This window comes from Megalodesulfovibrio paquesii, from assembly GCF_054653055.1.
In genome coordinates this window covers 25,525-40,240 of record NZ_BAAIGQ010000001.1, presented here as the reverse complement: position 1 = coordinate 40,240, position 14,716 = coordinate 25,525, and the positions used below count along the sequence as shown (strand labels likewise).

Sequence of the window (14,716 nt, the reverse complement as noted above, 5' to 3'; positions counted from 1 at the left end):
GACACACCGTAGCCGCCGTCCTTTCGAGAAGGCTGCATAAGGAGTGCCGCGTGAAACGCAATATCTACCTTCGCACGATTCCGCTTGAGGATGCGCTTGCCACGGCCATGGAGGCCCTGGATCGGGACGCATTGGTCGGCGTGGAGCGCATCGACGCAGCGAACGCCGCAGGGCGCATCACTGCTGCCCCGGTCATTGCCCGGTTTTCATCCCCCACGGCGCACAGTGCCGCCATGGATGGCATTGCGGTGCGGGCCTCCTCCACCTTCCGCGCCCGCGAAGGCCAGCCGGTGCGCCTGGAACCGGGCGAGGGCTTTGCCTTTGTCAATACCGGTCATCTCCTGCCGTCCGGGTTCGATGCCGTGGTGATGATCGAGGAAGTGGTCATGGATGGGGACACGGCCTGCATTGAGGCCCCGGTGGCGCCCTTTGCCCATGTGCGGCGCATTGGCGAGGATATTGTGGCCACGGAGATGGTGCTGCCCTGCCACCGGCGCATCAGTCCCTATGACGTGGGCTCGATGCTGTCCTGTGGCGTGTATACCGTCGATGTTTATGAAAAAATCCGCATGCGGGTCATTCCCACAGGCGACGAGATCATGGACCACACCACACACCCCGAGCCCGGCCCGGGACAGGCGGTGGAGAGCAATTCCATGGTGCTTTCGGCCCTGGCCGCGCAATGGGGCATGACCTGCGAGCGGGTGGCGCCAGTGGGCGATGATCCCGAGGCCCTGGCCGCCGCCCTGAAAGCCGGGTTGGACTCCGACGCCCACATTGTCATCCTGGTGGCCGGCTCCTCGGCTGGCAGCAAGGATTACACCCGCGCCACCATCGAACGGTTTGGCACAGTGCTGGTGCATGGCGTGGCCGTCATGCCGGGCAAGCCTTCCCTGCTTGGCGTGGCCGGGGGCAAGCTGGTGGTGGGTGCGCCGGGCTATCCGGTCAGTTCCGTCGTGTGTTTCGAGCGCCTGCTGCATCCGCTGGCCTGCTGGCTTTCCAGGACCGAGCCGGAAAGCCGCCAGACCGTGACCGCCACCCTTGCCCGCAGCCTGCCCTCGCGCCTGGGCATGGTGGATTTTGTCCGCCTGGCCCTGGGCGAGGTGGGCGGCCGGTATGTGGCCCTGCCGTTGCCGCGCGGGGCCGGGAGCATCTCCACCCTCAGCAAGGCCCAGGCCACCACCCAATTGCCGGCCAATGCCGAAGGCCTGGAAGCCGGCAGCACCATCACGGCCGAGCTGCTGGTGGAGCCAGCGGAGCTCGGACGCAGCCTCTTGTGTGTGGGCAGCCATGATAACACCCTGGATATTCTGGCCGACATGCTCATGGGCCGCACGCCCCCCGTGCGGCTGACTTCCAGCCATGTCGGCAGCATGGGGGGGATTGCGGCCATCCGCAACGGCTTCACCATGCTGGCAGCCTGCCACCTGTTTGATCCGGCCACCGGGGATTATAACTTCCCGTTTCTGGACAAGCACCTGCCCGGCCAGACGCTGACGGTGATCAACGTGGCCATTCGCCACCAGGGGTTGATGGTGGCCCCGGGCAATCCCAAGGGCATACAGACGGTGGGCGATCTGGCCAGGGAGGGCATCCGGTACGTCAACCGGCAGCGCGGCGCCGGAACCCGCATCCTGCTTGACTATCACCTGACCCGGCACGGTATCGACCCCGACCGCATCTACGGCTACGATCATGAAGAGCACACCCACATGTCCGTGGCGGTGAACGTGATGACCGGCTCGGCCGATGCCGGGTTGGGCGTGTACGCCGCCGCGGCGGCCATGGGGCTCGACTTTGTCCCCCTGGCCCGGGAGCGGTACGATCTCGTCATACCGGCGCAGCATATCGAGGATCCCAAGGTCCAGGCGGTGCTGGAGGTGATCCGCAGCGAGCCCTTCCAGGCCAGGGTTCTGCGTCTCGGTGGTTACGAAACCGTCTGGACCGGGCAACAGATGTCGCCCGGCATGGGCCTGCCAGGGGAATCGGCCTAGCCGCCCCGGTGTTCGACGTTACACGCAACAGTGAACCCCTCTGCCAAGCAAGGAACCAATCATGCCCTTTGATTTTGAAAAGACCACCCAGCTGTTGGAAAAGAAACTGCAAGCCATGTCCGGCAGCGCAGCTTTGCCGGAAATGTTGCTGCGACTGGCCTCCGAAACGTATCGCCAGCAGATGGAGGCCCGCCGGGCTGTCCAGGTGCAACTCTCCGCAACCATGCTGGCGGAAAAAGAACGCAACCTGCAGGGTGCGCCGCTGTTGGCGCGGGAGGAATTCCCGGTCGATATGCCTCAGGCGCTGGCGCTGTTCGAGCGGCTGGGGCAGCTGGCCTCGGAGTGCGGCCCGCAGCTGGCCTCCAGCGTGGAGCGCCTCAATGCCATGGCCGCGTCGGGCGAGCTGGATGTGAAGCACGCCATCGGCAGGGCTCTGGCTGGTGATGAGGCCTATTTTCAGGCAATGGGGGAACAAACCCCCGAGGCTCCGCGTACGCTGAGGTTTTTGATTCAGGCCAGCCTCGCGCCCCAGCTCGCCGCCGTGGGGGAGGCCGCCTATGCGCATTTCCCCAAGGACCGGACCTGGAATTTCGGCCACTGCCCCGTGTGCGCCAGCCCGCCGCTCCTGGCCAGGATGATCAACCGGGAGGGCGCCCGCGGGCTGACCTGCTCCTTTTGCCAGGTGGAATATCGGGCCAAACGCCTGCTGTGCCCGTATTGCGGTGAAGAGGACCCGGAACGGCTGGATCTGTTCACCGCCGACGAACTGCCCGGCTTTGCGGTGCAGGTGTGCAGCCAGTGCAACAGCTACCTCAAGACCGTGGATTTCCGGGACTACGACCGGCCCAGTCTGCCAGTGCTGGACGATCTGGAATCCCTGGCCCTGGACATGATTGCCCAGCAGCGCGGCCATGTGCGGCCCGTGCCTTCGGCCTGGGGGTTTTGAGATGGAGGGGGCCCCTTTTCAGACAGTGCCCTGCCTGCGCTTTCTGGCTGGCGAGACGTGCGAGATGGCAGATACCGTGGCCCAGGAGGTAGCCATCTCCCTGCGTCTGGACGATGGCCCGCCCCGCCGGCTGTTCGCCTCCCCGCGGGCCCTGGAGGTGCTGGCCCTGGGCCATGCCGCACTGGAGCTTGCGGCGCCGGGCCAGATTCCCGAATTGGCAGAGTTGCCAGAAGTGGCGGAACGCCAGGGCGCCCTGGCGCAGGCGTTCGCACTGCGCAGCCGGCCGGACTCACGGCCCGCAGCGGATCCCGCCCTGCCGCATGGCCGGTCAGCCGCTGATCTCCTGGCCCTCATGCGCCGGTTCATCGCTGCGCCGGGGTTGTGGGATTCCACGGGGTGCTTTCACCGGGCCGCCCTGCTCGATACGACAACAGACGAGTTCGTGGCCCGGGCCGAGGACATTGGCCGGCACAACTGCGTGGATCGCCTGGCCGGGTATTGCGTCCTCAACGGGCTGCGCCCGGCCAATCTGATGCTGTTTCTATCCTGCCGGGTCACGGCCAGCATGATGGACAAGGCGGCCCGGCTCGGGGCACGCGTGATCGTCAGCCGCTCCGCGGTGACCGACGCCGCCATCGCCCTGGCGCTTCACACCGGGACCACCCTGGTAGGCTTTGCCAGGGATGCGGAAGAACGCCTGACGATATTTGCCGACAGCGCCGGGCGCGTCCGGCAGTAGACTTTCCCTTTCCTGTCCAGAAGGGCTCTCCACAATACACATGAATGCGCAAACCGGCTGTCGGGCGAACCCGACAGCCGGTTGTTAAGGGCGTTGCGCAGAACGCGGCGGCTACGTCAGCAGGCGGGCAAAGGGCCGCGTCAGCCTGGCCAGCATGGCCTTGCGCGTCATCGTTCTGGGCGGGCTGTTCTCGGCAACGGCATAGTCGTGGTAATTCGAGCCGGGATACAGGCACAGGAAGATGACCCGCACGTCTTCATGGTCGGCCAGCAAGGCCTGCGGGTACGCTTTTTTGACCTCTTCCAGCCGTTTTTTCGCCATTTCCAGCATGGCGTCCCGGTCCCCGAAGTTCATGGTCCCGGTGGGGCAGGTTTTGACGCAGGCCGGCAGCATGCCTGCCTGCACCCGGTCGATGCACATGTCGCACTTGTACATGACCTTGGTTTCCGGATTGAGGCGCGGAATGTCGTACGGGCAGGCCACGCGCACGTCATCGAACGTGACATCCTTGGTCTTATCCGTAAACACAATCGCGCCGGTGGCTTCATCCTGCACGATGGCGCCTTCCATTTCCCCGTCCGCCACAAACTTGCACGGCGCGTCCACGCAGTGGCGGCACTGGTCGGGGAAAAAGAGCCAGTTGAACCTGCCGTCGATGGTTTTTTCCGTGAAACGCACGAGCTTGAGGGTCATCCAGGACAGATCCGCAGGATTCTGGTGCGAGCCCGTGTTTTCCGTCTGTTCAGCGGGCTTGTTCTTCCATTGCTTGCAGGCCACCTGGCAGCCGCGGCAGGCAGTACACTTGGACAAATCGATAAAGAAGCTCTTTCCACTCATGGTATCCGGTCCTCCTTAGGCCTTGCGCACGTTGACCATGAAGGCCTTGGTTTCCGGGATGCCGGTATTGGGATCGCCTACCGAGGGGGTGAGCAGGTTGGCCGATTCGCCGCCTTCCTTGGGGAAAACCCAGCCATAATGCCAGGGGATGCCCACCTGATGGATGGTCTGGCCCATGATGGTAAAGGGCTTGATGCGCTCGGTCACAATGGCCTTGGCCCACAGCTGGCCGCGCATGTTTTCCACGATGACCTTCTCGCCGTTCTGGATTTCGCGCAGTTTGGCCAGTTCAGGGCTCATTTCCACGAACATCTGGGGCTCTGCTTCGAGCAGCCAGGGGGTCCAGCGGGTCATGACGCCGGTTTGCCAGTGCTCCGTCACCCGGTAGGTGGAGCAGATGAACGGATAACGCGGATCGCACACGGCGCGCTGCTTTTCCTCGCCCGCAAAGAGCAGGGCTGTGGGGTTGTGCAGCTGCGGGGACAGGGGATGCTCGCCGATGGGGCATTCCAGGGGTTCGTAGAACTCCGGCAACGGCCCGTCGTTGCGGCCGGGGCCGTAGATCTGGCCGAACCCTTCGGTGGTCATGATGAAGGGATACCGGCCCTTTTCCTTGTCGGCCATTGGCGGCCAGGGGCCATCGGGCACGTCGCCCACCCACTTGCCATCCTGCCAGGCGATGACGGCCTTTTCAGGCTGGTAGGGCTTGCCGTTCAGATCCACGGAAGCGCGGTTATAGATGATGCGTCTGTTCACCGGCCAGGCCCATGTCCAGCCCGGGAACAGGCCGATCTTGGCCTGCATTTCGGTCTGGGTCTTGTCGCGGCGGGCGGCCATGTTCTTGTCGGTGTAGGAGGCGCAGTAGATCCAGTTCCCGGAGCAGGTGGAGCCGTCGTCCTGCAGCATGGCAAAGGCGGGCACCGGGTCGCCGGGCTTGAAGGTTTTCTCCGTATCGCCAACCTTGAGGGTCTTTTCCTTGAGGAAGAAGCCGTTGATGAGCTTGGCCACCTTGTGCGGATCAAAGACGTGGTTGGTGGCAACATCCCAGTTGAGGTTCAGGATGGGGTCGGGCAGGGCGCCGCCTTCCTTCTTGTACAACTCGCGGATTTTCTCAAAGAGTTCGTAGATGATGTCGCCATCGGGCTTGGACTCGCCCAGGGGCTTGGGGCCGGGATAGCGCCACTGCATCCAGCGTCCGGAGTTGGAGATGGAGCCTTCCTTCTCAATGGACACGCAGCAGGGCAGGAAGAAGACCTCGGTCTTGACCTTTTTGGGGTCCATGCCCGGTCCGCGCCAGAAGGAGCCGGTTTCGGTGTCAAAGAGATTCACCGTCACCATCCAGTCCAGCTTGGAAAGTGCCTCGCGGGTCTTGTTGGCGTTGGCCGTGCTGGCCGCGGGGTTCTGCCCCCAGGCGAAGAAGCCCTTGAAGGCGCCCTGCAGCATGGCATCGAACAGCGAGAGCCAGGAATAATCCTTGCCCGGCTCAAGCTTGGGCAGCCAGGAATAGGCGGTTTCCAGGTCCTGATTGGGGTACATGGCCTTGAGCAGGCTGGCGACGTACTTGGGCCGGTTGCCCCACCAGTTGGCGCTTCTGGGATCGGCGGATTTTGGCGTGTTCTTTTCGTTGTACTCCGCCAGGGTGGGCATAGCCGCGGTCGGGGTGGGCAGGTAGCCGGGCAGGATATGATACAGCAACCCCTGGTCCGTGGAGCCCTGGACGTTGGCCTCGCCGCGCAGGGCATTGACGCCGCCGCCAGCCACGCCAATGTTCCCAAGCAGCAGCTGGATGATGCTCATGGCCCGGATGTTCTGCACGCCCACGGTATGCTGGGTCTGGCCCATGGCGTACAGCATGGTGCCGGACTTGTCGGGTTTGCCCGTGGCGGCGTAGGCTTGGTACACCAGTTCCAGATCCTTTTCCGGCGTGCCGCAGAGCTTGGAGACGGTTTTCAGATCATAGCGCTCGTAATGCTTTTTCATGATCTGATAGACGCAGCGCGGGTCCTTGAGGGTGGGATCCTTTTTCGGGACCCCCTTGTCGTCCTTCACGAAGGCCCAGGAGGATTTGTCGTAGCTGCGGGTATCGGCATTGTAGCCGGAGAACAGACCGTCCTTGAAGGCGTACTTTTCACCAACGATGAATGCGGCGTTGGTGTAGTTGACCACATAGTCCTTGAAGGCCAGATCCTTTTCAAGGATGTAGCGGATCATGCCGCCAAAGTACGCGATGTCCGAGCCGGAGCGCAGCCGGCTGAAGATGTCGGCATGCTGCGAGGTGCGGGTGAAGCGCGGGTCCACATGAATGACCTTGGCCCCACGTTCCTTGGCCCGCATGACCCATTTGAAGGAAATGGGATGGTTTTCGGCAGGGTTGCTGCCAATGATGAAAATGCAGTCACTGTTGATCAGGTCGATCCAGTGATTGGTCATCGCGCCGCGTCCGAACGACTCTGCCAGAGCCGCCACAGTAGCGCTGTGTCAAATACGGGCCTGATGTTCGACGTACGTCAGCCCCATGGCCCGGAGCATGGACTGGTAGATCCAGCATTCCTCGTTATCCAGGGCGGCGGAGCCCACGGAGGCAATGCCAGTCACACGGTTGACGACCTGACCCTTGGCATTTTTGACTTCAAAGCTGGCATCGCGGGTTTGCTTGGTCAGTTTCGCAATGCGGTCCAATGCGAAATCCCAGCTTTTTTCTTCCCACTTGTCGGAATATGGCGCGCGGTAAAGCACTTTCTGCAGGCGCCGGTCATTTTCACCAAGCTGGGAAATGGAGGCTCCCTTGGCGCACAGCGAGCCTTCGTTGATGGGATGGTCCGGGTCGCCCTCGACGTTGACCGCCCGGCCATCGCCGTCTTTGGCGGTGTTGACAATCAAACCGCAACCCACCGAGCAATAACAACACACCGAAGTGGTCTGCTTGGTGAACTTGAGTTTGGCCGACTCGGCCTGAGCCAATGCCGGGCTGAGGTCGAAGCCCAGTCCGCCAAACGCGGCGGACATGACCCCGACCCCGGAGATCTTCAAAAAGTCTCTGCGGTGAAGGGACATCAAAACCTCCTTGGTTGCCACGAAGTAAAAGTTGCCTTCTCTCTGTCTCCAGGCACAGCCTGGCTGCATGCAGGGCCGATGCATCAGCCCGGGTGTGGCTATTCCAGATGGAGCCACGCCCTTTCATGCGTGCTGTGCCAGAACACAAAGAGCGTCCCGCTGGCACAACTCCACTGAGGGCACGCTGGTGGCGGGCATTGCCGCCTCTACGGATGGGTTTCAATGTGCCCTCATATGTCAAGATTGACATATACCACTGATTTCTTTGAATATCTACTATTCAGCCGTTTCCGTCAACACGTCGCGCTCCAATCATGGTAGTTTCGTGCTCCAATTTTGGCTCTCTCCCAATGGAATCCTTAGAGAATACTGCGAGGAAAAATATGATGGAACGGACAAGACCGTGCAGTGAAACATTGCGACTGCGGAGCATCCCGCTTGTGCATAAAAATCGCGTGTTCCAGGCACGCCAATGCTTCGGACAACATTTGCGGTGCCAATCAGTGTGAAGAAAATGCGGTGTTCCGGGATGCAGATTTTCTGCAATGGCCGATTAGTGTATATCTATGCTAAATCATGCATAGATTTGATGAAGTAATAGATGCGCCGATTTCTTCCTACAGGCACCGTGCAGCTCCCGAGAAAATGGGGACTCAATCTATTGCTTCGATATGTCAAATCAATAGAATGTGGTGCCATATCTTGCAGGAGCCACTCGTTGCGGACTTGTTATGTATTGCCCTTCGTGTTTGATGCGACATATTATCCATTGTTGCAGCCATATTTTGGATTGGGTGCACATGGGGCGCTTCCATCGTTCAGGCGCATGCCGTGGCCATGGGGAGCCCGTCCGGGAACGGGTCGGGAAAGGGAGCCATGGAATGATGACGCCACGGAACTGTCCCTGGAAAGTTCTGTGGAACTAGGGAAGCGCAGCACCCGCAGGTTTGTTCCAAAGGGGCGGACTTGAGGGGGCATCCGGAAGGACAGTCATGCGCCGCTCGCGTCCGGTCGAGACACACACCACACTTCGACCTCTGCGGCGCTGACTGCTCTCGGCGTGCGGGCGATGCAGTATCTTGTCGATTAACGCTTGCAACTGTGCGCGCTCTATCAATCGACCATGAACCAGGCCCGGACGTGAGAGCCGGTTGGATGTTGGGCGAGGAGAGAGCCGCTCCCTTGCATCTCTTCACAATGCGGCACAGGGCGGTCTGATTATTTCGGAACTGGCCACCGTTCGCCCACGAAAAAGGGGTCGCCTGCGACTGCTGTAATCGCATGCAACCCCTTCAATTGGTTCCTGGTGCCGGGGGCGAGAATCGAACTCGCATACCCTTGCGGGTGCCGGATTTTGAGTCCGGTGCGTCTACCAGTTTCACCACCCCGGCAGGAAAGAGAGTTTACTAGCCGAGGCTGGGGTGCCCGTCAAGGGGGCAAGACCCAGGACCGGGATTTTCCTTTTCAACGGGCAGGGTTTTCAGTATGTCTAGGCGCCGGCCATTTGAATGGCGTGTGGCGCGCTGCGCCCCGGGGCTTGCTGCAGTATTCCCGTCACCTTTTCCCCCTGTTCCATCATGCACCTTCCCCTTGGCACCCTGTTTAACGTGGCCACCATTCTTGTTGGCGGCGGCATTGGCCTGCTGCTGCATGGCCGGCTTTCGGACCGCTACCGGATCATCGTGTTCCAGGGGCTGGGGCTGTGCACCCTGGCCCTGGGCGTGAAGATGAGCCTCTCCATGCAGAACCCGCTGCACATTATCTTTGCCGTGCTGGTGGGGGCGATTTTTGGCGAATGGCTGCGGCTGGAGCAGCGCTTCGAGGGGCTGGCCCTCAAGGTCAAGCAGGCCGTGAAGTCCGAGACCTCCACCTTTGTGGATGGTATGGTCACGGCCAGCGTCATCTACTGCGTGGGGCCCATGGCCATTCTGGGCAGCTTTGACGAAGGCCTGCGCGGCGAGCACAGCATCCTCTTTGCCAAGGCCGTGCTCGACGGCTTCGCCTCCGTGGCCCTGGCCTCCACCTATGGTGTGGGCGTGCTCTTTTCCAGCGTGGCCGTGGGGGTGTATCAGCTGAGCCTGACGGTCTTCGCCACCACCCTGCAAGGCGTGTTCGACGAACCCTCCACGGCCGCCCTCACGGCCACGGGTGGGGTGCTCATCCTGGGCATCTCCATCAAATTGCTGGATATCAAGCATATCGCCTTGACGAATCTGCTCCCGGCATTACCCATGGTTGTCCTGCTGGTGCAGTTGTTTCCCTAATCTGCAGCAGGAGTTTTCTTTGGGGGAGCGATTTGTTACTCAAGCCCGGCAGCATCCCCCGGCGTATCCCGACCATATCCGGGCAGCCTGACCGCAGGAGCATCACGGTGAGCATGGAAGCAGGACGCGCCCAGCGCGTCATCAGGATAGAAGGCGCGCGCCAGCACAACCTCAAGAATTTGACCCTGGATATTCCCCGCGATGAGCTGGTGGTCATCTGCGGTCCCTCGGGCTCGGGCAAGTCCACCCTGGCCTTTGATATCGTCTACGCCGAGGGGCAGCGGCGCTATGTGGAAAGCCTCTCAGCCTATGCCCGGCAGTTCCTGCCCCAGATGGACAAGCCCGAGGTGGACAAAATCGAGGGCCTCTCCCCGGCCATCTCCCTGGAGCAGCAGAGCGCCAGCCGCAACCCGCGCTCCACCGTGGCCACCACCACGGAAATATACGACTTTCTCCGCGTCTTTTACGCCCGCCTGGGCGTGCCGCACTGCCCCAAATGCGGCCGCCCCATCCAGGCCCAAAGCACGGACCAGATTGTGGACGAGTTCCTGGCCCTTCCGGAAGGCACGCGGTTCATGATCCTGGCGCCGTTGGTCGAGCATCAGAAGGGCACCCAACAGGACAAGCTCAAGAAGCTGAAATCACAGGGCTTTGCCCGTGTCCGCCTGGACGGGGAGATCATCTCCCTGGACGAAATACCGTCCATCGAGAAAAACAAGAAGCACTCCCTGGAACTGGTGGTGGACCGTCTGGTCAGCCGGGCTGATCAGAACGAGCTGCGTGGCCGCCTGGCCGACTCCATTGAACTGGCCCTGGACATGGGCAAGGGCAGGGTGATCATGCATCTGCCCGATGCCGCGGACGGCAGGAAGGATCGCGCCCTTTCCACGGACTCGGCCTGTCCGGACTGCCGCATCGCCATCCCTGCGCCCTCGCCGCAGCTGTTCTCCTTCAACTCGCCCCAGGGCGCCTGCCCCACCTGCTCGGGCATCGGCAGTGTGGAATACTTTGAGCCGCGGCTCCTGGCTCCCAACCGGGGCCTCTCCCTGGCCGAAGGCGGACTCCTGCCCTGGAAGAGCCCGCGGGTCTTCGCCAAATACGAAAAGGCCCTGGCCGAACTGGGCGCGACCCACGGCTTTGCCCTGACCACCCCCTTCGAGAAGTACAGCGAGGAGGCCTGGAGCGCACTCTTCAATGGGGATGACACGCTCAAGTGGAAAGGTGTTGTCTCCATTCTGGAAGGCGGCATGGATTTTGGCAGCATCTGGCGGGATGAACTTTCCCGCTTCCGGCAGTCCATGCCCTGCCCGAGCTGTCTGGGTGCCCGGCTCAAGCCCGAGGCCCTGGCCGTGAAGGTGGATGGCCTGAGCATTCATAATTTCTGCTCCCTGTCCATCGCCCGCTCCCTGGAATGGCTGGAGGGGCGGGAGTTCAAGGGGCACACCTCGCGCATTGCCGAACCGCTCATGAAGGAACTGACCCACCGCCTGGGCTTTCTGGCCAATGTGGGGCTGGAGTACATCGCCCTGGCCCGGAACATGTCCACACTGTCCGGTGGCGAAGCCCAGCGCATCCGGCTGGCCGGGCAGCTTGGCTCCGGTCTGGTGGGGGTGACCTATGTGCTCGACGAGCCCTCCATCGGCCTGCACCCGCGGGACAACGTCCGCCTGCTGAACACCCTGCGCAGCCTGCAGACCCGCGGCAACACCGTGCTGGTGGTGGAACACGACGAGGCGACCATCATGGCGGCGGACCACGTTATCGAGCTTGGTCCCGGCTCGGGCATGCTGGGCGGGGAGATCGTCCACGCCGGCCCGGTGCGCGGTGAGGGCGGGTTGATGGAAAGCCAGGCCTCCCTTACGGCCAAATATTTGCGCGGCGATCTGGCCATCCCCCGGCCCACCTCCCGTCGCCCGCCCAATGGCAGTCTGGTGATCAAGAACGCCCGCACCAACAACCTGCGCGGCGTGGATTGCCGCATCCCGCTTTCCAGCCTGGTCTGCGTCACCGGGGTGTCGGGGTCGGGCAAAAGCTCGCTGGTGGTGGATTCGCTGTACAAGCATCTGGCCCTTTCGCAGGGGTTGAAGGTGGAGCAGCCCGGGCTCATCGATGGCCTGGAAGGGGCCGAGGCTGTGGAACGCATCGTGGCCATCGACCAGACCCCCATCGGCCGCACCCCGCGCTCCAACCCGGCCACCTACACCAAAATCTTTGATGAAATCCGTACCATTTTCGCCTCCACGCCGGACGCCAAAAAGCGCGGCTACCAGCCGGGCCGCTTCAGCTTCAACGTCCGTGGCGGGCGTTGTGAAAAATGCCAGGGCGACGGCACCATCACCGTGGAGATGCATTTTCTGCCCGATGTGTACGTGACGTGCGAGGTCTGCAAAGGCCGGCGCTACAACCGCGAAACACTGGAAGTGCAGTACAAGGGCAAGAACATTGCCGAGGTGCTGGACATGAGCGTGCGCGAGGCGCGCATCTTTTTCCAGAACTACCCGGCATTGGAGCGTCGTCTCGGGGTGCTGGAAGATGTGGGCCTGGAGTACATGCGCCTGGGCCAGCCGGCCACCACGCTTTCCGGCGGCGAGGCGCAGCGCATCAAGATCAGTCGCGAACTGGGCAAGCGCAGTCTGCCTAAGACGCTGTACATTCTTGACGAGCCCACCACTGGATTGCACATGCATGAGGTTGGCAAACTCATTAAAGTGTTGCACAGTCTGGTAGACAAAGGGGCCAGCGTGGTGGTCATCGAGCACAATGTCGATGTCATCCTGGCGGCGGACTGGGTGCTGGATCTGGGACCCGGCGGCGGGGAATCCGGCGGGCGAATCGTCAGCCAGGGGACGCCGGAACAGATCATCGCCGATCCGGACTCCGTCACCGGCGCGTTCCTGACCCACAGTATCCCGGCGCAACGGGAAGTTTCCCCCGCCGGATGAGCCAAGGCCCGCCATGGAACAGGACCTGCACGCCCGCCTCGCCTTTCTGGAAGCACAGAACCGCTTTCTGCTGGAGGAGAAGCGGCAGGCCCTGGATGCCCTGGAACTTGCTGTTTCGCTGGTGCACTTCACCGGTTCAGGCGGGGAGGAGGGCGGCCGGCAATCCATTCTGCAGGAAGTGGCCGCCAGGGCCTGTTTGCTGGTGCCGTGCAAGGCGGTGGGCTTTTGGATGGTGGATCAGACCACCCAGGATTTCGAACGGGTGCTGGTGCAGCCGTATCTGCTGGTGGCGCAACTGGAAAGCGAGGTGGAGCGGCTTATTCAGGAAGGCGTTTTCGCCTGGGCGCTGACCCGTGACAAGCCGCACCTGCTCGGCAGCAAGGATGATTCCGAACAGCTGCTGCTGCATCCCTTGCGCACCCCCACCTCCACCCAGGGCATGTTCGTGGCCATGCTGGCCGCGGACCGCAGCGAAATCCAGGACTCCATCACCACCATTCTCTCCATATTGCTGCACGCCGGCGCCCAAATGCTGGAGAGCGACCTTATGGCTCGCCGTCTGGCCCTGGCCAATCAGGAACTGGCGGCCAATCTCCAGCAGCTGGAATCCTCCCGCGCGGCCCTGGCCCTGCGCAAGGAGGATCTGGAACGCATGGTGACTGAACGCACCCAGGATCTTTGGGATACCAATGCCCGGTTGCAGGAGGAGATCCGCCAGCGCGCTGCCGTGGAAGACGAGCTGCGCCTGGCCAGCCGTCGGCTGACCGAAGCGTTTGACGCCAGCAGTGACGGTCTCTGGGAAAATCATCTGTTCACCGGCCGGGAGTACCATTCCCCGCGCTGGGCGGCCATGCTGGGATATGCGCAGCACGACATTGCCCAGACCCAGGACGGCTGGCTGGAACTGCTGCACCCCGAGGACAAGGGCAGAGGCGCGCAATACATGGAGCGCTATCGTCGCGGGGAGATCACCGAGCATGCCGAGGAGCTGCGCCTGCGGACCCGGGACGGCAACTGGAAGTGGATTCTTTCCCGTGGCAAGGTGGTGGAATGGCAGGATGGGCGGCCCGCCCGCATCGTGGGGACACATCAGGACATTACCGCCCGCAAACGCCTGGAGGAAGAGCTTACCCGCGCCAGGGATGCGGCACACGCCGCCAGCCGCGCCAAAAGCGAGTTCCTGGCCACCATGACCCATGAAATTCGCACCCCGCTCAATGCGGTCATCGGCATGGCCGAACTCATGCGCCAGGGCGAATGCACCCCGGAACAGGCGGAATACCTTGAAACCATGGAGCGCCAGGCCCGTTCCCTGCTGACCATCCTCAACGATATTCTCGATCTGGCCCGCATGGAGACCCTGCATGTGGAGCCGCAGCACGAGGCCTTCAATCTGCAGCAGGTGGTGGAATCGGCCATGGAGCCCTTTCAGGCGGCGGCCAAGGGCAAGCACCTGCGGTTGCAGTGCATTGTGGATGAGGAATTGCCGGTCATCCTGGTCGGGGATGGGCCGCGCCTGCGGCATGTGTTGTTCCATCTGGTGGGCAATGCGGTCAAGTTCACGGAACAGGGCAGCGTGGAAGTGATGGTGACGGAATTGTCGTCCAAGGGAGGGGAATCCTCCAGACTGCGGTGCGATTCGGCCAGTCGGGACGCGTTCCCCACGTTCCCCGCTGCCGAAATCAGGCTGCTCTTTACCGTGCGGGATACTGGCGTGGGCATTCCCCGGGAAAAGCAGGCCGGCATGTTCCAGGCCTTCACCCAGGGGGATGCCTCCTTTGCCAGGCCCAAGGGCGGGCTTGGGCTTGGCCTGGCCCTGTCCCGTTCCCTGGTGGAGCTCATGGGCGGCCAGCTGTGGATGAGCAGCGTGGAGGGCCGGGGCAGTGTCTTCAGCTTTGCCCTGCCCCTGCAGCGGCTTTCGCCGCGGGATTCCATTTGAA

8 protein-coding genes and 1 tRNA gene are annotated in these 14,716 nt (G+C 62.4%); 6 read left to right on the top strand and 3 right to left on the bottom strand.

Going from position 1 to position 14,716, the window contains the following annotated elements; genetic code table 11:
* Positions 1-50: 50 nt before the first annotated feature.
* The 3 genes from ACYQ00_RS00230 (at position 51) to ACYQ00_RS00220 (ending at position 3,679) form a co-directional block, all read left to right on the top strand.
* The gene (locus ACYQ00_RS00230) at positions 51-1,994 is read left to right on the top strand and encodes a molybdopterin biosynthesis protein (protein WP_460030222.1); all 1,944 of its coding nucleotides are present in this window, start codon (positions 51-53) and stop codon (positions 1,992-1,994) included.
* A gap of 61 nt (positions 1,995-2,055) precedes the next feature.
* Positions 2,056-2,940 (top strand): formate dehydrogenase accessory protein FdhE, encoded by an 885-nt coding sequence (locus tag ACYQ00_RS00225; RefSeq protein WP_460030221.1) that lies wholly within the window; start codon positions 2,056-2,058, stop codon positions 2,938-2,940.
* A 1-nt stretch (position 2,941) separates the two neighbouring features.
* Positions 2,942-3,679: a formate dehydrogenase accessory sulfurtransferase FdhD gene (locus ACYQ00_RS00220; protein WP_460030220.1), complete on the top strand. Its 738-nt coding sequence runs from the start codon at positions 2,942-2,944 to the stop codon at positions 3,677-3,679.
* 111 nt (positions 3,680-3,790) lie between these two features.
* On the opposite strand, the gene ACYQ00_RS00215 is transcribed toward ACYQ00_RS00220, so the two are convergent.
* The 3 genes from ACYQ00_RS00215 to ACYQ00_RS00205 all read right to left on the bottom strand — a co-directional run bounded on the left by ACYQ00_RS00215 (position 3,791) and on the right by ACYQ00_RS00205 (position 8,961).
* Positions 3,791-4,516 (bottom strand): 4Fe-4S dicluster domain-containing protein, encoded by a 726-nt coding sequence (locus ACYQ00_RS00215; protein WP_460030219.1) that lies wholly within the window; start codon positions 4,514-4,516, stop codon positions 3,791-3,793.
* Between the two features lie 15 nt (positions 4,517-4,531).
* The gene (gene fdnG / locus ACYQ00_RS00210; protein WP_460030218.1) at positions 4,532-7,570 is read right to left on the bottom strand and encodes a formate dehydrogenase-N subunit alpha; all 3,039 of its coding nucleotides are present in this window, start codon (positions 7,568-7,570) and stop codon (positions 4,532-4,534) included.
* A 1,304-nt stretch (positions 7,571-8,874) separates the two neighbouring features.
* Positions 8,875-8,961 (bottom strand) — tRNA-Leu (locus tag ACYQ00_RS00205).
* 186 nt (positions 8,962-9,147) lie between these two features.
* On the opposite strand from ACYQ00_RS00205, the gene ACYQ00_RS00200 reads away from it, so the two are divergent.
* The 3 genes from ACYQ00_RS00200 (at position 9,148) to ACYQ00_RS00190 (ending at position 14,715) form a co-directional block, all read left to right on the top strand.
* Complete coding sequence (locus tag ACYQ00_RS00200; protein WP_460030217.1) at positions 9,148-9,834, top strand: DUF554 domain-containing protein; 687 nt, start codon at positions 9,148-9,150, stop codon at positions 9,832-9,834.
* Between the two features lie 113 nt (positions 9,835-9,947).
* Entirely contained in the window at positions 9,948-12,776 is a 2,829-nt protein-coding gene (gene uvrA, locus ACYQ00_RS00195; RefSeq protein WP_460030216.1) for an excinuclease ABC subunit UvrA, read from the top strand.
* Between the two features lie 13 nt (positions 12,777-12,789).
* Positions 12,790-14,715 carry a PAS domain-containing protein gene (locus ACYQ00_RS00190; RefSeq protein ID WP_460030215.1) on the top strand — a complete coding sequence of 642 codons (1,926 nt, stop codon included), beginning with the start codon at positions 12,790-12,792 and terminating at the stop codon, positions 14,713-14,715.
* The last annotated feature ends 1 nt before the right edge of the window (position 14,716 follow it).

Bases quoted from the DNA above. Each gene is read 5' to 3' on its own strand.
- uvrA (WP_460030216.1), top strand. From the start codon at position 9,948: ATGGAAGCAGGACGCGCCCAGCGCGTCATCAGGATAGAAGGCGCGCGC.
- ACYQ00_RS00200 (WP_460030217.1), top strand. From the start codon at position 9,148: ATGCACCTTCCCCTTGGCACCCTGTTTAACGTGGCCACCATTCTTGTT.
- ACYQ00_RS00225 (WP_460030221.1), top strand. From the start codon at position 2,056: ATGCCCTTTGATTTTGAAAAGACCACCCAGCTGTTGGAAAAGAAACTG.
- ACYQ00_RS00190 (WP_460030215.1), top strand. From the start codon at position 12,790: ATGGAACAGGACCTGCACGCCCGCCTCGCCTTTCTGGAAGCACAGAAC.
- ACYQ00_RS00220 (WP_460030220.1), top strand. From the start codon at position 2,942: ATGGAGGGGGCCCCTTTTCAGACAGTGCCCTGCCTGCGCTTTCTGGCT.
- ACYQ00_RS00215 (WP_460030219.1), bottom strand. From the start codon at position 4,516: ATGAGTGGAAAGAGCTTCTTTATCGATTTGTCCAAGTGTACTGCCTGC.